Here is a 17,912-nt window from a genome sequence, read left to right on the forward strand (position 1 = left end):
CTTGCGGGTGCAAGCACCCGATGTCGCGGACGCCGGTGAGCCCCTCGCCCGACGCCGTTCGAGCGGCCGGTGCGGTGCTGTTCTTGGGAATCCCGGCGCCGTGCCCGCGACATTGCCACGGGGTTCCCATACCGAGGGCGGTGCGTGCGTGTCCCTGGTGCCGCCTCAGGTCAGCCCGTGACGATCACCGCTGACGACATGCCCGGCAGGCGGAGCTCCTCGCCGTCCAGTTCGACCTCGCCGGAGCTGGCCAGCCGCAGGACGCCGCCGCCCGGGAGCACCGCCTCCTCGGCGTCGAAGTTGACCGCGACCCGGAGCGGACCCCGGTCCATGACGAGCCAGCGCGCCCGCTCGTCGTAGGTGACGCGGGGCGGTTCGAGCCCCGCGGTGCCGCGCAGCGCGATCAGGGTCCGGTGCCAGGTCAGCACGCCGACGCCCGCCTCGTCCCAGTCGAGGATCGACGCGGCGTGGGTCGCCGGGTCCTGCGGATCGGGGACGTCCGCCACATGGCCGTGCTCGCGCCTGCGGCCCTCGGTGACGGCCCTGCCGAGCTCGGGATCGGTGTGCTCGGTGAAGTAGGCGAAGGGGGTCGAGGCGCCCCACTCCTCCCCCTGGAAGATCAACGGCGTGTAAGGGGCCAGGAGCGTCAGCGGCGAGCCGAGCAGCAGGAGGTCGCGCGGGAGCCGGTCGCCGAGGGGCCGGTTGCCGATCTGGTCGTGGTTCTGGAGGGAGACGACGAAGCGCTCCGGCGGGATCCGCGGATCGACCGGACGGCCGTGGGAGCGGCCCCGGAACGCCGAGTAGGCGCCGTCGTGCACGTAGACCGACTCCAGGGCCTTGGCCACGGCGCCGACCGTGCCGAAGTCGGCGTAGTAGCCGTGCCGCTCCCCGGTGAGCAGGGCGTGCAGGGCGTGGTGGAGGTCGTCGCTCCAGACCCCGTCCAGGCCGAGGCCGCCCGCCTCCCGCGAGGCGACCAGGCGCGGGTCGTTGAGGTCCGACTCGGCGATGATCACACCGTCGAGGGCGCCGAGCTCCTCCAGGAACGGCTGGGCCCGGGTGTCGTGGTAGGCGTGGACGGCGTCCAGGCGCAGGCCGTCGAAGTGGAAGTCGCGCAGCCAGGAGGCGGCGTTGGCGAGGAACAGCCCGCGGACCTCGTCCGAGCCCGCCTGGTCGAGATTGACCGCGCTGCCCCACGGGGTCCTGCCGTGGGCGTCGGTGAAGTAGGGGCCGTAGCGGCCGAGGTGGTTGCCGTCGGGGCCGAGATGGTTGTAGACGACGTCCAGCAGGACGCCGAGGCCGAGGGCATGGCAGGCGTTGACGAACCGCTTCAGCCCGTCGGGGCCGCCGTAGGGCTCGTGGACGGCGCCCGGGTGGACTCCGTCGTAGCCCCACCCGTTCCGGCCCGGGAAGGCCGCGACGGGCATCAGCTCGACGAAGGTGACGCCCAGATCGACCAGATGACCGAGCCGTTCGATGGCACCGTCGAAGGTGCCCTCCTCGGTGAACGTGCCGATGTGCAGCTCGTAGACCACCCCGTCGAGGGAGTACGGGCGGCGCGGCTCGTCGGTCCACGGGAACAGCTCGTGGTCGTAGACCCGGCTCAGGCCGTGGACGCCGTCGGGCTGCCAGGACGATCGGGGGTCGGGAAAGGGGCCCTCGCCGTCGAGGACGTAGCCGTAGGGGGTGCCGTGGGGGGCGTCGACCTCGGCCGACCAGTGGCCGTCCGCCTCTTCGAGGGCGTGGCGCTTGCCGTCGATCTCGATCTCGACGAGCCGCGCCCGGGGGGCCCAGACCTCGAACCTCACTGGTGTTCCTCCGGGATCAGCAGGGCGACCGGGTACGTCGCGAGCAGGTCTTTCAGGGGGCCGTGCGGGCGTCCGGTGAGGACGTCGCGCCAGCGTCCCGACAGCGGCAGGACCGTGTCGTGCCAGCCGCCCGTCCTGGCCAGGCCGGCCGGGAGGCGGGTCGCGACCGTGACCGCGTCGCCGCGCCGGAAGGCGACCACGTGGTCGGCGGCGGGGCCCTCGGCGGTCAGCGGGACGTGGAAGGAGGTGGACCAGCCGGGGTTCTCCCGCCGCAGCCGCAGCGCCCGGGAGGTCACCAGGAGTTTCTCGGTGTCCAGGTCGCGCGGGGGCGCGCCGCCGTCGAGCCCGGCCAGCAGGGCGCGGCGCCGGTCGTAGTCGACGGCGCGGCGGTTGTCGGGGTCGACGAGGGAGTACCCGGTCAGCTCGCAGCCCTGGTAGAGGTCGGGGACGCCGGGCATGGTCAGCTGGATCAGCTTCTGGGACAGCACGTTGGAGCGCTCGTAGGGGGCGAGGGAGGCCGCGAACCGCGGGACGCCCTCGTCGGCGAGGGCCTTGCGGGCCCGTTCCAGGACGGCCTTCTCGTAGGCCTCGTCGGTGTCGATCCAGTCGGTGTGGGCCTTGGCCTCGCGCATCGCCTTGGTGAGGTAGCCGGTCAGCCGGGGGGCGTCCAGCGGCCAGGCGCCGACCAGGGTCTGCCACATGAGGTAGTCGAGGTCGCGGTCGGCCGGGGAGATCCCGTCGCAGCGGGCCCGCACGAACTCCTCCCACTCGCCCGGCAGCTCGGTCAGCACGGCCAGGCGCGCCCTGACGTCCTCCTGCCGCTTGGTGTCGTGGGTCGACAGGGTCGTCATCCCGGCGCCGAAGCGGGTGTTGCAGTCGCGGTGGAAGGCCTCGGGGTCGACGGAGAAGCGGGCGGGCTCGCCGCCGACCTCGTTCCTGGACGTCAGCCGCGACCAGCGGTAGAAGGCGGTGTCCTCCAGGCCGCGGGCGGTGAGCGCGGAGGTGGTCTGCTGGAAGCGGGTGCCGAACTCGCGCCAGCCGACCTCCTGCGCCTGGTCGTAGGAGCGGTAGGCCGGGAACTCCACCAGCGAGCCGACCAGGAGCGTCCGCAGCTCGTCGGGGTCGCCCTGCGGGAGCAGCTCGCGGATCATCCGGTGCAGCCGGTCGACCTCGGGCGCCAGGCCGCGCTCGATCACGTGCCGCTTGCCCTCGGCGGCGACCTCGGCGAAATCCGCGGGGCCGCCGGTCAGCTCGGTGTACAGGGTGGTGAAGGTGGCCTCGGCGAGCGGGTCGGTGAACAGGCCGTCCACGGCGACGGCCGTCTCGTAACCCGTGGTGCCGGGCCAGCCCTCGGGGAGCGCCTCGTCGCCGGTGAGGATCTTCTCCACGACGATCCAGCCGTCGAAACGGGACCTGAGCTGCTCCAGATAGGCACCCGGGTCGGCGAGCCCGTCGACGTGGTCGATCCGCAGGCCGTCGATGAGGCCCTCGGCGGCCAGGCGGAACAGCAGGGCGTGGGTGGCCTCGAAGACCCGCTCGTCCTCCTGGCGCAGGCCGATCAGGCCGGAGATGTCGAAGAACCTGCGGTAGTTCGGCACGCCCTGCCCGGGGACGACCAGCCGGTCGCCCTCCCAGTCGAACCAGTGGGCGTAGGGCGACTCCCAGCCGTGCTCGGCGACGTCGGCCGCCATCGCCGACTGGAACGCCATGTGGTTGGGGACGATGTCGACCACGACGCCGAGGCCGTGGGCGCGGAACTCCGCGACCATCGCCCGGTAGCCGTCCTCGCCGCCGCGGTCCGCGTCGACCGCCGCGTGGTCGGCGACGTCGTAGCCGTGCTCGGAGCCCGGGACGGCCTGGAGGATCGGCGACAGGTAGACGTGCGAGACGCCCAGGTCGGCCAGGTAGGGGGCGATCGCGGCGGCGGCCGCGAAGCCGAAGGAGGGGGTGAGCTGGAGCCGGTAGGTCGCGCTGGGGGCCTCAGACACGGCGCAGCACCTGGACCGAACGGGACTCGACGGTGAAGGTCTCCGACGACTTGATCGACATGCCCGTGTCCGCGTCGAGGAGCGGATCGGCGGTGTCGAGGACCTTCAGCCAGTTCTCGCCGAACGCGTCGGGCGGCAGCGTGAACGGCTGCGGATCGTCGTCGGCGTTGAAGACCATCAGGAAGGAGTCGCCGACGATCCGCTCGCCGCGCCGGTCGGGCTCCTGGATGGCGTCCCCGTTGAGGAAGACCGAGATCGCGTTGGCGAAGCCGACCGACCAGTCGTCGTCGGACATCTCCCGGCCGCCGGGGGTGAACCAGGCGATGTCCTTCATCCCGCGGACCTTGCGGCCGTGCAGGAAGCGGCGGCGCCGGAAGACCGCGTGGCCGGAGTGGAGGGCGGCGAGCTTGCGGACCCAGTCGGTGGTCGTCTCGTGGGCGGCGTCCCAGTGGACCCAGGCCAGCTCGTTGTCCTGGCAGTAGACGTTGTTGTTGCCGCGCTGGGTGCGGCCCAGCTCGTCGCCGTGGGCCAGCATCGGGACGCCCTGCGACAGGAACAGCGTGGTCAGCAGGTTGCGTTTCTGCCGCTCGCGCAGCCCGTTGACCTGAGGATCCTCCGTGACGCCCTCGAAGCCGCAGTTCCACGAGCGGTTGTCGTCGGTGCCGTCGCGGTTGGCCTCGCCGTTCGCGTCGTTGTGCTTGTGGTTGTAGGACACGAGGTCGTTGAGCGTGAAGCCGTCGTGGCAGGTCACGAAGTTGATCGACGCCATGGGGCTGCGGCCGTCGTCGGCGTACAGGTCGGACGAGCCGGTCAGCCGGGAGGCGAAGTCGGGCATGATCCCGGGGCTGCCGCGCCAGAAGTCGCGGATGCTGTCGCGGAACTTGCCGTTCCACTCCGACCACAGCGGCGGGAAGTTGCCGACCTGGTAGCCGCCCTCGCCGACGTCCCAGGGTTCGGCGATCAGCTTCACCCGGGAGACGACCGGGTCCTGCTGGACGAGGTCGAAGAAGGCCGCGAGACGGTCGACCTCGTGGAACTGGCGGGCCAGGGTGGCCGCCAGGTCGAAGCGGAACCCGTCCACGCGCATCTCGGTGGTCCAGTACCGCAGCGAGTCCATGATCAGCTGGAGGACGTGCGGGTTGCGCATCAGCAGGCTGTTGCCGGTGCCCGTCGTGTCCATGTAGTAGCGGGGGTCCTCGTCGGTGAGGCGGTAGTACGAGGCGTTGTCCAGGCCGCGGAAGGACAGGGTCGGGCCCATGTGGTTGCCCTCGGCGGTGTGGTTGTAGACCACGTCGAGGATCACCTCGATGCCCGCCTCGTGCAGGGCCTTCACCATGGCCTTGAACTCCAGGACCGGGTCGGGGCCCGCGGCGTAGCCGTTGTGCGGGGCGAAGAAGCCGATCGTGTTGTAGCCCCAGTAGTTCCGCAGGCCCTTCTTCACCAGGTGGTCGTCGTGGACGAACTGGTGGATCGGCATCAGCTCGACCGCCGTGACGCCCAGGGACGTCAGGTAGTCGATCATCACCGGGTGGGCGAGCCCGGCATAGGTGCCGCGCTGCTCCTCCGGGATGTCGGGATGCAGCATGGTCAGGCCCTTGACGTGCGCCTCGTAGATCACCGTCTCGTGGTACGGGGTGCGCGGGGGGCGGTCGTCGCCCCAGTCGAAGTAGGGGCTGACCACCACGGATCGCATGGTGTGCGGGGCGGAGTCGAGGTCGTTCCGCGAGTCCTCGTCGCCGAAGGTGTAGCCGAAGCAGGCCTCGTCCCAGTCCATCTCGCCGTGCAGGGCCCGGGCGTAGGGGTCGAGGAGGAGCTTGCTCGGATTGCAGCGGATCCCGCGCTCGGGCTCGTAGGGCCCGTGGACGCGGTAGCCGTAGTGCTGGCCCGGCATGATCCCGGGCAGGTAGCCGTGCCAGACGAAGCCGTCGGCCTCCGGCAGGTCGTGACGTGTCTCACGTCCGTCCTGGTCGAACAGGCAGAGCTCGACTCTCTCGGCCGCCTCGGAGAAGATCGCGAAATTGGTGCCGGCCCCGTCGAAGTGGGCTCCCAGAGGCTGGGCGTCGCCAGGCCACATGTGCATCTCCCCTCGTCGCGGGGGGCCATTCCCAAGCGTCAATAGATCACACCAAAAGGGAGGGGCTAGTCAGATCGGGCGACCTTCCGGTAACTTAGGAGTGCCTAACCTAATCCCTCCCCACCTGCGGGTATGTTGATCTCGCAGGTCCTCAGAGAGTTGAAGGGCCCCCATGTACGTCTGCATCTGCAACGCCGTCACGGAAGACGCCGTTCACCAGTGCCTGGCCCATGGAGCTCGGAACTCGAAGGAGGTCAAGGAACGGACGGGCATGAAGCCCGGCTGCGGGTCCTGCACCAAGCGCCTGTGCGCGATGGTGAGCGAATGGCGGACGGCGTCCGAGCTGATGGACGCCATGACCGGAGGCCCCGCCGCGCTTCAGGCTGTGACATCGGAAACAACGGACGTACCGCCGCTGACCGTCGAGGTGGGCGCGGACCAGGACCGTCGGGTCGAAGAGGCCGCCTGACGGGTCCCTTTACGGACCGTCGGGTCGGCGAGGCTGCCTGACAGGTCCGCTTCGGCATGCCAATCTGACGGCATGCAAGGAGATAGCGAAGTCATCGCGTTGCTCAACGAGCAGCTCACCGCTGAACTGACGGCGATCAACCAGTACTTCCTGCACGCCAAGATGCAGGAGAACTGGGGCCTGGTGAAGCTGGCCAGGTACACCCGTCACGAGTCCATCGACGAGATGAAGCACGCCGAGAAGATCACCGACCGGTTGCTCTTCCTCGAGGCGCTGCCGAACTACCAGAAGCTGAACCCGCTCCGCATCGGTCAGACGATCAAGGAGCAGTTCGAGGCCGACATGCAGATCGAGCTGGAGGCCGTGAAGCGGCTGCGCGGCGGGATCGAGCTCATGCGCGCCAAGGGCGATGTCACCTCCGCCCGGATCTTCGAGGAGATCCTCGAGGACGAGGAAGGTCATGTCGACTACCTCGAAACCGAGCTGGAGCTGCTGGAGCGCCTCGGCGAGCCGCTGTATCTGCAGCGTTACACCGAGGCCAAAGAGGGTTCCTGATCTGGATTCCGTTATCTCCGCGTGACAGGCTAGGTGGTTCACCACGTGGAGGTACGGAATGGGCGAACACCTGGAGATCGAGCTGAAATTCGACGCGGACGCCGCCTTCGTCCCGCCGGATCTGTCCGATCTCGCCGAGGTGTCCGACCCGCAGGTCCACCGGCTGGAGGCGGTCTACTACGACACCGCCTCTCTCGCCCTGGCGGCCCGCAAGGTCACGCTGCGCCGCCGGACGGGCGGCCCTGACGAGGGCTGGCATCTGAAGCTCCCGGCGGGGCCCGACGCGAAACGCGAACACCGGGCCCCGCTGAGCGGCTCCCTTCCGGCGGAGCTCGCCGAGCTCGTCACCGCTTACACGCGCGGCGCCGAGCTCGTGCCGGTCGCGACCCTGTCGACGGTGCGGACCGTCCGGGAGGTGGTCTCCGCGGACGGCACCGCCGAGCTCGCCGACGATCTCGTCACCGGCTCCATCGAGGGGACTCCCGGCACCGAGTCCTGGCGCGAGATCGAGATCGAGGTCGTCACCGGCGAGAAGGACCAGCTCGCGCCGATCTCCGCCCGGCTGCTGGAGGCGGGGGCCTCCCGCGCGGCCACCTCCTCCAAGCTCGGCCGGCTGCTGGCGCCCCGCATCACCGCGCTGCCCGCCTGGGACGGCACCGCCGCGGGGGAGGCCGTGGTCCGGTATCTCGCGGGCCAGGTCGCCGACCTCCTGTACTGGGATCCGCGGGTCCGCCGCGAGGAGTACGACGCCGTCCACAAGATGCGGGTGGCGGTCCGGCGGCTGCGGAGCGTCCTCAAGAGCGCGGGGCCCGTCGTCGACCGCGGCGTCACCGATCGGCTCCAGCCCGAGCTGTCCTGGCTCGCCGACGTCCTCGGCGAGGTCCGCGACGCCGAGGTGCTGCACGAGCGCTTCGCCGCGCGGCTGGACTCCCTCCCCCAGGCCCCGTCGGTCGCGCCCGCCTGGCTCGACGAGATCAAGGCGAGGGAGAGCGCCGGATACGACCGGATCAGGGCCGAGCTGTCGGGCGGGCGCTACTTCGCCCTCCTGGACGCCCTGGAGGCCCTCCTGGAGTCTCCTCCGCTGACCCCGAGGGCCAAGAAGCCGGCCGTCAAGGAGCTGCCCCGCCTGCTGCGCCGTTCCTGGCGCCGGGTCGAGCGCGCCCACGCCGCCATCGCCGACGCCCCCGACGCGGCCGCGGGCGACGAGGCCCACCACGACACCAGGAAGGCCGCCAAGCGCGCCCGCTACACCGCGGACGCCACCCGCGAGGTCCTCGGCGACCAGGCCAAGGCCGTCTCCAGGGCCGCCAAGTGCCTCCAGGAGGTCCTGGGCCGCTTCCAGGACGGCGTGATCGCCCAGGAGGCCCTCCTGGCCGCCACGCCCGCCACGCCCGCCGACGGATTCCTCCTGGGCACCCTGTACGGCCTGGAACGGGCCGAGGTCACCACCGCCCTCGCCGAGGTCGAGGCCGCCTGGACCGCGGCCCGCGCCCAGGCCCTGCCCGCACTCGCCTGAACCGCTCCACCCGGACGCGGGCGAACGGAGCCGGGGCGCGTGGGGTTGGATGGAGGGGTGACGGGACGCTACTCGAATCTTGAACGGCCGCCGCTGAGCGAGCGCGGCCTGGAGCGCGCGCTGGTCAGGGACGGCGGGTTCTGGCGGCGGGTCTCCGTCGTCGCCGAGACCGGGTCCACCAACGCCGATCTCGCGGAGCTGGCGAAGGCGGGGGCCCCCGAGGGGACCGTGCTCGTCGCCGAGGCGCAGACGGCGGGCCGGGGGCGGCTGGGGCGGCAGTGGAGCGCGCCCGCCCGCTCGGGCCTGATGTTCAGCGTGCTGCTGCGCCCGGGACCGGCGGTCCCGCCGGGCCGTCTCGGCTGGATCCCGCTGCTGACCGGGGTGGCCGTGGCCACCGCGGTCCGGTCGGTGACCTCGCGGGCGGGGGCGGGCGAGTTCGGCGAGGCCACCGGCAAGGCGATCGTGTCGGCGGGGCTGAAGTGGCCGAACGACCTGCTGGCCGGGGAGCGGAAGCTGGCGGGGATCCTGGCCGAGCGGGCCGGGGAGGCGGTCGTGGTCGGTGTCGGCCTGAACGTCTCCCTCAGGGAGGACGAGCTGCCGGTTCCCGCGGCCACCTCGCTGGTCCTCGAGGACGCCGCCGTCAGCGACCGCGAGACCGTGCTGAAGGCGATCCTGCGCGAGACGGCCCTGCGGTACGGGGAGTGGCGCGCGGCCGACGGCGACCCCGACGGCAGCGGGCTCCGCGCGGCCTACCGGGATCTCTGCGTCACTCTCGGTCAGGAGATCAGGATCGAGCTGCCCGGCGGCGAGAGCGTGCCGGGGACCGCCGTGGACGTCGATCTGGACGGCCGTCTGGTCGTTTCCACTGATGGCGGGCGCAGGGCCTTCTCCGCGGGAGACGTGATCCATGTCGGCAAACCAGGACCCAACGGGACAGCAGTGACTACTGTCACATAATCTGTGACGCGCGGATGAGGGAGGTCGGCTCCCACCGCCGGATCGGGGAGTTGAGCGCATTGCCAGGGCAGGCACCTGAGCCCAAGGAGCTGGAAGAGCTCCTGCTCGGCGGACAGATGCGGTACACCCGCCTGGACGCCGCGCGCCTGACCGGCGTCCCGCTGGCCTTCACCGAGCGGCTGTGGCGCTCCTTCGGCTTCCCGCGCCCGCCGGACGACGTCCCGGCCTTCACCGAGGGCGACCTGGACGCCCTGAAGCGGATCAAGGAGCTCCTCGACCGCCGGGTCATGGGCGCCGAGTCCGAGGAGGTCATGCTCCGCCAGGTCCGCGCCGTGGGCCAGACCATGGCCAAGCTGGCCGAGTGGCAGTCCGGCATCCTCACCGGCGCGCTCAACGACGCCGCCCTCAACGAGGACTCCATGCGCTTCATCGGCGAGCTGGCCGAGGAGTTCCTCAAGGAGATGGAGCCGCTGCTCGTCCACGCCTGGCGGCGGCAGCTCGCCGCGGCGGGCGCGCGGGCCCTGGCCTCCGCCCAGCACGACGGCGACGCCCTCCCCGGACGCCCCCCGATCGCCGTGGGCTTCGCCGACATGGTCTCCTTCACCGCGATGTCCCGCGAGCTGGACGAGCTGGAGCTCGGCCGGGTGGTCGAGCGCTTCGAGGAGACCGCGGCCGACATCGTGGCCGTCCACGGCGGGCGGCTGGTCAAGACCCTCGGCGACGAGGTCCTCTACTCCGCCGACGACCCCCGGGTGGGGGTGGACATCGGCCTGGCGATCGCCGAGGCGGTCAAGGACGAGACCGAGGTCCCCGACGTCCGGGTGGGGGTGGCCTACGGGCCCGTGCTGCCCCTGATGGGCGACATCTTCGGCACGACGGTCAACATGGCGTCCCGGCTGACCTCCATCGCCAGGCCCGGCACCCTGGTCGCCGATCCCGCGCTGGCGGCGGCCCTGGAGGGCGACGGCGCCTACGAACTGGTCCGGATCGTCCGGCGCCCGGTTCGCGGGCTGGGAATCATTCAGCCGTATGTCATCCGGCGCACGAGTAAATATCCTTGATTCGGGTGATGTACGTCTCGGTGGGGTTGTCCGTCACCCCCCGTTAGCCTTGTGTTCATTTTCGAGGGGGATCATCAAACATCATGAGTGTCAATCCCGGACAAATCCCTCACGGAGACTATCTACCTGACGACCGTTTCCTCGATCGTGAGGAGAGCTGGCTGCGGTTCAACCAGCGTGTCCTGGAACTCGCCGAGGATCCTCGGCTGCCCCTGCTCGAACGGGTCCGCTTTCTGTCGATCTTCGCGACCAACCTGGACGAGTTCTTCATGGTCCGGGTCGCCGGCCTGGCCCGCCGGATGGCGACCGGGCTCGCGGTGCGGTCGGCGTCCGGCCGGCAGCCCCGCGAGGTGCTGGAGCGCACCGCCGTCGTCGCGCACGAGCTGATGCTCCGGCACGCCAAGTGCTTCCACGACGACCTGCTGCCCGCGCTCGGCAAGCACGACATCGAGATACTGCGCTGGGACGAGCTGGCCGAGACCGAGCAGGAGCACCTGCGGCGGCTCTTCCGCGAGCGGATCTACCCGGTGCTCACCCCGCTGGTCGTCGACTCCGCCCATCCCTTCCCCTACATCTCGGGTCTCTCGCTGAACCTCGCCGTGGTCGTCCGGGACCCCGACACCGAGGCCAGGCTGTTCGCCCGTGTGAAGGTCCCCGAGGTGCTGCCGCGCTTCATCGAGGCCTCCCCGAACCGGTTCACCCCGCTCGAGGACGTCATCGCCGCGCACCTCACCCAGCTCTTCAACGGGATGGAGATCCTGGAGCACCACGCGTTCCGGGTGACCCGCAACCAGGACCTCGAGGTCGACGAGGACATCACCGAGGACCTGCTCCAGGCGCTGGAGAAGGAGCTGCTGAAGCGCCGGTTCGGGCCGCTGGTCCGGCTGGAGGTCGAGGACACGATCTCCGACGAGGTGCTGGAGCTGCTGGCGTCCGAGATGACCGTGCACGAACGCGAGATCTACCGGGTTCCGGGCCCGCTGGACCTCGGCGGGATGAGCGCGATCGCCGACCTGGACCGCTCCGAACTGAAGTACACGCCGTTCGTGCCGTCCAAGACGGCGCTGCCCGCCGACGGGTCGATCTTCTCCGCCCTGCGCGAGCGCGACGTCATGGTGCACCACCCCTACGACTCGTTCACCACGAGCGTCCAGCGGCTGATCACCGAGGCGTCGCAGGATCCGAAGGTTCTGGCGATCAAGCAGACCCTGTACCGGACGAGCGGCGACTCGCCGATCGTCGAGGCATTGATCGAGGCGGCCGAGAACGGCAAGCAGGTCGTCGTGATCGTCGAGATCAAGGCGCGGTTCGACGAGAGCGCCAACATCAAGTGGGCCCGCAAGCTGGAGGACGCGGGCTGCCACGTCGTCTACGGCTTCGTCGGGCTGAAGACGCACTGCAAGCTGTCGATGGTCGTCAGGCAGGAGGCCGACGGCACGCTGCGGCGCTACTGCCACATCGGCACCGGCAACTACCACCCGAAGACCGCCCGGCTGTATGAGGACCTCGGCCTGCTCACGGCCGACACCGAGATCGCCGAGGACGTCACCGAGCTGTTCAACCACCTGACCGGGTACTCCCGCCAGGTCTCCTACCGGCAGCTCCTGGTCGCCCCGAACACCCTGCGCAGCGGGCTGGTCCTGCGGATCGAGCGGGAGATCGGGCACCACAGGGCCGGCCGCCCGGCGCGGATCCGGCTCAAGTGCAACAGCCTGGTCGACGAGGTGCTCATCGACGCCTGCTACCGGGCGTCGCAGGCCGGGGTGCCGGTGGACATCTGGGTGCGCGGGATATGCGCCCTCCGTCCGGGCGTCCCCGGGCTCTCCGACACGATCCGGGTCCGGTCGATCCTCGGCCGGTTCCTGGAGCACTCGCGGGTCTTCGCCTTCGAGTGCGGCGGGAATCCGGAGGTGTGGTTCGGCAGCGCCGACCTCATGCATCGCAACCTGGACCGGCGGGTCGAGGCCCTGGTCAGGGTCAACGACATCGCCCACCGCGACGATCTGATCAAGCTCCTGGACAAGGGCATGGCCGAGGACACCGCCTCCTGGCGGCTCGACGGCGACGGCGTCTGGACCCGCCCGGCCGAGGACGTCCCGACCCAGGACATCCAGACCCATCTGATGCGCACGCGACGTTGGAGAACGGTGGATGGCAGCTGAGCCGACCACGTTGGAGGCCGGAACCGTACGGGCCGCCGGAGCGATCCTCTGGCGGCCGGGCCCGGCCGGGGTGCAGGTGGCGCTGGTCCACCGGCCCAAGTACGACGACTGGAGCTTTCCCAAGGGCAAGGCGAAGAGCGCCGAGCACATCCTGCGGACCGTCCGGCGCGAGCTGCGTGAGGAGACCGGGGCGACGGTCCGGCTGGGCTCGCGGCTGCCCTCCGTCTCCTACCTGAAGGACGGGCGGCCCAAGCGCGTCGACTACTGGTCGGCGGAGGTCCTCGCGGCCGGGGCCTTCCGGCCGAACGACGAGATCGACGAGGTCCGCTGGGCGAGCGTGCCCGAGGCCCTGGCCGTGCTCAGCTACGAGCACGACGAGAGCCTGCTGCGGACCTGGTCGGGGCTGCCGCGCACGACCCGTCCCGTGGTGGTGCTCCGGCACGCCTCGGCCGGTGAGAAGCGCTTCTGGCAGGGCGCGGACTTCCTGCGGCCGCTCGACCCGCGCGGCCGCTGGGAGGCCGCCGAGCTCGCCGCGCTCCTCCAGGCCTACGCTCCGCTCAAGCTGATCAGCTCGACGACCCAGCGCTGCATCGAGACGATGCTGCCCTTCGCCGCGACGGGATCCCCCACCGGCTCGATCACCACCGACCCGCACTTCACGGTCGGCTCCCCCTGGCTGGCCGAGGCCGTCCCGCACTTCCGCACGCTGCTGCGCGAGCCGCACGACGGCCTCCTGGTGTGCACCCACGGCGAGCTGGTCCCCGATCTGATCCACACCCTGTGCGCGGTGTTCGACGCCAAGACGCCGGAGGATCCGGCCCTCCGCAAAGGCGCCTTCTGGGTCTTCCACGTCACTTCCGACGCCCTCGTCTCCCTGGAACACCACGCGCCCGCCCTGTGACCGCGTGTCACGGTGGATCGGTCCAGCACGGCGCCTGATGATGACCGCGTGAGCACCGTTCCACCGGAAGCCGTCATCGTCTCCGCCGTCCGCAGCCCGATCGGCCGGGCCGGTGACGGGTCGCTGGCCGGGGTCAGGGCCGACGATCTGCTGGCGGCCGTGGTCGAGGCCGCGCTGGCCCGGGTGCCCGAGCTCGATCCGACGGGCGTCGACGAGCTGATCGCCGGATGGGCGTCGCAGGAGGGCGGGCCGGGGGCGAACATCGCCAGGATCGCGGCGCTGCTCCTCGGCTGGGACCATCTGCCCGGGGTGACCGTCAACCGGTTCTGCGCCTCCTCGCTCCAGGCGATCCGGCAGGCGGCTCAGGCCGTCCGGTGCGGGGACGCCTCGGTCGTGATCGCGGGGGGCGTCGAGTCGTCGTCCCTGCGGTCTTCGGAGCCGGGGGGAGCGGAGAATCCGGTGTTCGCGGAGGCCGGGGAGCGCAGTGCCGCCGCCGCGCAGGGCGGCGGCCGGGCCTGGACCGATCCGCGGCTGCGCGGCGAGCTCCCCGACCCCTACATCGCGGCCGGGCTGGCCGCCGAGAACGTCGCGGACCGCTACGGCATCACCCGGGCCGACATGGACGCCTACGCCGCCCAGTCCCAGCGCCGCGCCCTCGAGGCCGCCGCCCGGGGCCTGCACGAGATGATGCCGGTCAAGGCCCCCGGCGGCCGGAAGGTCCAGGCCGACGACTGCCCGCGGGCCGGGGTGACCGCGGGATCGCTGTCGGCGCTGCCGCCGCTGTTCCGCCCCGACGGCCGGGTGACGGCCGGCAACAGCGCGCCCGCCTCGGACGGAGCGGCCGCCGTGATCGTCATGTCCGCCGAGCTGGCCGCGATCCGCGGCATCGAGCCGCTGGCCAGGATCCGGGCCACGGCGGTCTCGGCGCTCTCCCCCGAGCTGGAGGGCCCCTCCCCCGTGGCCGCCACCCGTGCGGCCCTGGCCAGGGCGGGCATGTCCCTCGCCGACATCGACGTCGTCACCACCAACGAGCCGTTCGCCGCGCAGGTCCTGGCCTACTGCTCCGACCTGGGCCTCGACCCGGCGCGGGTGAACGCCCCCGGCGGCTCGATCGCGCTGGGCGAGCCCCAGGGGGCCACCGGCGCCCGGCTGGCCGCCACCACCCTGGAGACCCTCAGGCACAGCGGCACCGGCACCGCGCTCGTCACCCTCTCCGCCCGCGGCGGGCAGGGCATGGCGATGGTCCTCGAAGCACCTTGACGGGCATCACCTTGACGCGCCTCACCCTGAGGAGAGGTCCTTCGCCAGGTGCACGGCGTGCCCGAGGCCGGGCGCCGTCTCCTGCGACCTGACGTAGCCCAGCCGCTCGTAGAGGGCGATGTTCGAGGCCATCAGCCGGTGCGTGTAGAGCCGCACCGCGGGCAGCCCGAGGCGCCGCGCCTCGTCCTCGGCGAAGGCCAGCAGCGCGCGGCCCAAGCCCCTGCCCTGGGCCGCGGGATCGACGGCGACGTTCTCGACCAGCAGGACGCCCGGCTCGGGGACCAGGACGATCAGCGCGCTGACCGGGTCTCCCAGCACCGAGACGCGCCCGTCCGCGATGAGGGCGGTGTAGTCCGCCCCCATCGGGACCGGGCGCATGCCGACGACCGGGATCCAGGGCTCGTAGGCGGCCCGGACGATCTCCCTGACCCGGGGCTCGTCGGCCCCCGTCGCGGCCCTGGGCATCAGCCGGTGTTCTGCAGGCCGGCGGCGACGCCGTTGACCGACAGCAGCAGGAGGTTCTCCAGCTGGGGCCGGGCGGAGTCGGGCGTGGAGTCGTGGCGGAGCGCGGTGAGGGCGCGCAGCTGGAGGTGGGACAGGGCGTCTACGTAGGGGTTGCGGAGCTCGACGGCGCGGGACAGCACCTTGCGGTTCTCCAGCAGGCGGGTGTGGCCGGTGACGCTGAGGACCAGTTCCAGGGTGCGGTCGTACTCGTCCAGGACCGTCCCGGTCAGGTCGGGACGCCGCCCGAGGGCCAGGTAGCGCTGGGCGATGTACCGGTCGGTCTTGGCCAGGGCCATCTCGGCGTTGTCGATGAGGGCGTTGAACAGCGGCCACGACTCGTAGGCCTCGCGCAGCGCCGGGTCGCCCGCCACCGAGGCCAGGCCGCTGCCCAGGCCGTACCAGGCCGGGAGGTTGAGGCGGGTCTGGGTCCAGGCGAAGACCCATGGGATGGCGCGCAGGTCGTCGAGGGTGCTGGCGCCGGTCCTGCGCGCCGGACGGGAGCCGATCCGCAGGTCGCCGATCTCGGCCAGCGGGGAGACCTCGGAGAACCACTCGGCGAAGCCCTCGGCCTCGACCAGGGAGCGGAACGCCTTGTGGGCGGCCTCGGACAGCTTGTCGGCCATCGGGCGGAAGCGCTCGGCGGCGATGCGGGCCTTCTCCTCGACCGCGGGGGTCGAGGCCAGCAGGACGGCGTTGGTGACCTGCTCGACATGACGGCGGGCGATCTCGGGGTGGCCGTAGCGGGCGAAGATCACCTCACCCTGCTCGGTGACCTTGAAGCGGCCGTCGACCGAGCCGGGGGCCTGGCCGAGGATGGCGCGGTTGGCGGGGCCTCCGCCGCGGCCGAGCGAGCCGCCGCGGCCGTGGAAGAGGGTCAGGGTGATGTCGTTGGCCGCGGCCCACTCGGCGAGGGCCTCCTGGGTGTCATAGAGCAGGAGCGTCGCGCTGGTCGGGCCGAGGATCTTGGCCGAGTCGGAGTAGCCGAGCATGATCTCCAGCCGGCGGCCGGTCTGGCCGAGGCGGCGCTGGACCGGGACGAGCTTGATCGCCTCCTCCAGGACCGAGACGGCCCGCTCCAGGTCGTCGCCCGTCTCGAACAGCGGGACGACGTCGAGGGTCGGGGCGCCGTCGCCGAGGGAGGCCGCCAGCTCGTAGACGGCGTCGATGTCGGCGGCCGTGCGGCTGAACGACACGATGTAGCGGCAGCACGCCTCGACGCCGAAGCGCTTCTGCGCCCAGGCCACGACCCGCAGCGTGTCGAGGACCTCCTCGGTCTCCTCCGAGAGGGCGCCGCCGGCCCTGACCTCGGCCAGGGCCCGCTCGTGGACGGCCGAGTGCTGGCGGATCTCGAGCTCGGCCAGGTGGAAGCCGAAGGTCTCGACCTGCCAGATGAGGTGCTGGAGGTCGCCGTAGGCCTGGCGGACGGCACCGGCCTCGGCCAGGGAGTCCTGGATCAGCACCAGGTCGTCCAGGAGGGCCTCGGGGCCGGTGTAGCCGAGGTCGGCGTTGCGCTCGCGGGTCGCCCTGATCCGCTCGGCGGCGTACAGGAGGTACTGGCGGTGCGGCTCGCCGGGCGACTTGGCGGCGATCTCGCCGAGGACCTCGGGCTGGGAGGTGCGGGCCGCGCCGAGGGCGTTGCGCAGCGCCCGCGAGGCGGGCGTGGTGGCCTCGTGGACGGTCAGCCTGCGGCCGATGCGGGTCGCGGCGTTCTCCAGCGCGATCAGGACGTGCTGCGACTGGATCTTGAGCGCCTTGCGGGTGACCTGGGCGGTGACGAACGGGTTGCCGTCGCGGTCGCCGCCGATCCAGGAGCCGAACCGCAGGTAGGCAGGGGCCTTCGGGGGCTGGGCCCCGCCCAGGTCGGTCTCGTCGTCGTCCTTCAGCACCGAGTCGAGCGAGCGGTAGATCTGCGGGACGACCCGGAAGATCGTCTCATCGAAGGCGGCGAGGGCGGTGCGGACCTCGTCGAGGGGGTCCATCTGCTGGTGGCGGCGCTGGGCGGTGCGCCACAGGAGGTCGATCTCCTCGCGCATCTTGCGGCGCAGGTCGAGCTTCTCGGTGTGGGCGCCGTTGTCGTTGTAGCGGTGCAGCAGATCGGAGATCCGGGTGATCGCGGTGACGACGGCGCGGCGGCGGGCCTCGGTCGGGTGGGCGGTGAAGACCGGGCGGAACTCCAGGCCCTCCAGCGCGGCGGCAGGGTCGGCCAGGGCGTCGACGGCGGCCTTGAAGGTGCCGGAGCCCGAGGCGCCGGGGACGTCCCGCTCGCGCAGCGTGCGGATCCGGTGGTGCTCCTCGGCCAGGTTGGTGAGGTGGAAGTACACGGAGAAGGCGCGGGAGACCAGCTCGGAGCGGTCGAGGGACCACCCGGAGACGAGCTCGGCCACCTTCTCCCCGGGGATCTCGCCCTTGCGGGCGGCGATCACCGAACGGCGGAGGTTCTCCACGTCGTCCAGGAGGTCCTGGCCGCGGTACTCGACCAGCACCTGGCCGAGCAGCGCGCCCAGCAGCCGGACGTCGGCCCGCAGCTCTTCAGGCAGGTCAAGACGGATCTGGGATGCAAGGCTCTCGGTCACACGCCCCATCCTATTCCGGCGGTATTGGTCTATACCACGTGGGCTGGGACACCCCGGTGCGGCCCGCCTGACAAGTGTCCGGTTACT

13 protein-coding genes are annotated in these 17,912 nt (G+C 71.5%); 8 read left to right on the top strand and 5 right to left on the bottom strand.

Going from position 1 to position 17,912, the window contains the following annotated elements:
• Nucleotides 1-170: 170 nt before the first annotated feature.
• The 3 genes from treZ to glgX are packed head-to-tail and all read right to left on the bottom strand — an operon-like array spanning nt 171 to nt 5,873.
• On the bottom strand, nt 171-1,805 hold the full coding sequence (gene treZ, locus ABD785_RS34430) for a malto-oligosyltrehalose trehalohydrolase (RefSeq protein WP_344836917.1): 1,635 nt from the start codon (nt 1,803-1,805) through the stop codon (nt 171-173).
• Nucleotides 1,802-3,793 carry an alpha-amylase family glycosyl hydrolase gene (locus ABD785_RS34435; RefSeq protein WP_344836920.1) on the bottom strand — a complete coding sequence of 664 codons (1,992 nt, stop codon included), beginning with the start codon at nt 3,791-3,793 and terminating at the stop codon, nt 1,802-1,804. Before ABD785_RS34435 ends, treZ begins: the two co-directional genes overlap by 4 nt.
• Nucleotides 3,786-5,873, bottom strand: coding sequence for a glycogen debranching protein GlgX (gene glgX, locus ABD785_RS34440; RefSeq protein WP_344836922.1), 2,088 nt, complete (start codon nt 5,871-5,873; stop codon nt 3,786-3,788). Before glgX ends, ABD785_RS34435 begins: the two co-directional genes overlap by 8 nt.
• Before the next feature lie 166 nt (nt 5,874-6,039).
• Here glgX and ABD785_RS34445 point away from each other — a divergent pair, with 166 nt between their 5' ends.
• The 8 genes from ABD785_RS34445 (at nt 6,040) to ABD785_RS34480 (ending at nt 14,748) form a co-directional block, all read left to right on the top strand.
• Complete coding sequence (locus ABD785_RS34445) at nt 6,040-6,336, top strand: (2Fe-2S)-binding protein (RefSeq protein ID WP_344836924.1); 297 nt, start codon at nt 6,040-6,042, stop codon at nt 6,334-6,336.
• Between the two features lie 72 nt (nt 6,337-6,408).
• Nucleotides 6,409-6,891, top strand: coding sequence for a bacterioferritin (gene bfr / locus ABD785_RS34450; RefSeq protein ID WP_344836926.1), 483 nt, complete (start codon nt 6,409-6,411; stop codon nt 6,889-6,891).
• 58 nt (nt 6,892-6,949) lie between these two features.
• Nucleotides 6,950-8,407, top strand: coding sequence for a CYTH and CHAD domain-containing protein (locus ABD785_RS34455; RefSeq protein WP_344836929.1), 1,458 nt, complete (start codon nt 6,950-6,952; stop codon nt 8,405-8,407).
• Nucleotides 8,408-8,464: 57 nt separating this feature from the next.
• Nucleotides 8,465-9,364 (top strand): biotin--[acetyl-CoA-carboxylase] ligase, encoded by a 900-nt coding sequence (locus ABD785_RS34460; protein ID WP_344836932.1) that lies wholly within the window; start codon nt 8,465-8,467, stop codon nt 9,362-9,364.
• Between the two features lie 50 nt (nt 9,365-9,414).
• Complete coding sequence (locus ABD785_RS34465) at nt 9,415-10,425, top strand: adenylate/guanylate cyclase domain-containing protein (RefSeq protein WP_344836935.1); 1,011 nt, start codon at nt 9,415-9,417, stop codon at nt 10,423-10,425.
• Between the two features lie 83 nt (nt 10,426-10,508).
• Nucleotides 10,509-12,587: an RNA degradosome polyphosphate kinase gene (locus tag ABD785_RS34470; RefSeq protein WP_344836938.1), complete on the top strand. Its 2,079-nt coding sequence runs from the start codon at nt 10,509-10,511 to the stop codon at nt 12,585-12,587.
• Nucleotides 12,577-13,488 carry an NUDIX hydrolase gene (locus ABD785_RS34475; RefSeq protein WP_344836941.1) on the top strand — a complete coding sequence of 304 codons (912 nt, stop codon included), beginning with the start codon at nt 12,577-12,579 and terminating at the stop codon, nt 13,486-13,488. Before ABD785_RS34470 ends, ABD785_RS34475 begins: the two co-directional genes overlap by 11 nt.
• Nucleotides 13,489-13,536: 48 nt before the next feature.
• Nucleotides 13,537-14,748: an acetyl-CoA C-acyltransferase gene (locus ABD785_RS34480; protein ID WP_344836944.1), complete on the top strand. Its 1,212-nt coding sequence runs from the start codon at nt 13,537-13,539 to the stop codon at nt 14,746-14,748.
• A 21-nt stretch (nt 14,749-14,769) separates the two neighbouring features.
• On the opposite strand, the gene ABD785_RS34485 is transcribed toward ABD785_RS34480, so the two are convergent.
• Both ABD785_RS34485 and ABD785_RS34490 read right to left on the bottom strand, forming a co-directional pair.
• Nucleotides 14,770-15,213: a GNAT family N-acetyltransferase gene (locus ABD785_RS34485; RefSeq protein ID WP_344836947.1), complete on the bottom strand. Its 444-nt coding sequence runs from the start codon at nt 15,211-15,213 to the stop codon at nt 14,770-14,772.
• Nucleotides 15,213-17,834, bottom strand: coding sequence for a phosphoenolpyruvate carboxylase (locus tag ABD785_RS34490; RefSeq protein WP_425547860.1), 2,622 nt, complete (start codon nt 17,832-17,834; stop codon nt 15,213-15,215). The genes ABD785_RS34485 and ABD785_RS34490 overlap by 1 nt, the downstream gene beginning before the upstream one ends.
• Nucleotides 17,835-17,912 lie beyond the last annotated feature (78 nt).

Source organism: Actinocorallia longicatena, assembly GCF_039534125.1.
GTDB classification, from domain to species: Bacteria; Actinomycetota; Actinomycetes; order Streptosporangiales; family Streptosporangiaceae; genus Actinocorallia; species Actinocorallia longicatena.

Excerpts from the sequence above, each read along its gene's own strand:
- ABD785_RS34475 (WP_344836941.1), top strand. The coding sequence starts at position 12,577 with ATGGCAGCTGAGCCGACCACGTTGGAGGCCGGAACCGTACGGGCCGCC.
- glgX (WP_344836922.1), bottom strand. The coding sequence starts at position 5,873 with ATGCACATGTGGCCTGGCGACGCCCAGCCTCTGGGAGCCCACTTCGAC.
- ABD785_RS34445 (WP_344836924.1), top strand. The coding sequence starts at position 6,040 with ATGTACGTCTGCATCTGCAACGCCGTCACGGAAGACGCCGTTCACCAG.
- ABD785_RS34470 (WP_344836938.1), top strand. The coding sequence starts at position 10,509 with ATGAGTGTCAATCCCGGACAAATCCCTCACGGAGACTATCTACCTGAC.
- ABD785_RS34490 (WP_425547860.1), bottom strand. The coding sequence starts at position 17,834 with ATGGGGCGTGTGACCGAGAGCCTTGCATCCCAGATCCGTCTTGACCTG.
- ABD785_RS34485 (WP_344836947.1), bottom strand. The coding sequence starts at position 15,213 with ATGCCCAGGGCCGCGACGGGGGCCGACGAGCCCCGGGTCAGGGAGATC.
- ABD785_RS34455 (WP_344836929.1), top strand. The coding sequence starts at position 6,950 with ATGGGCGAACACCTGGAGATCGAGCTGAAATTCGACGCGGACGCCGCC.
- bfr (WP_344836926.1), top strand. The coding sequence starts at position 6,409 with ATGCAAGGAGATAGCGAAGTCATCGCGTTGCTCAACGAGCAGCTCACC.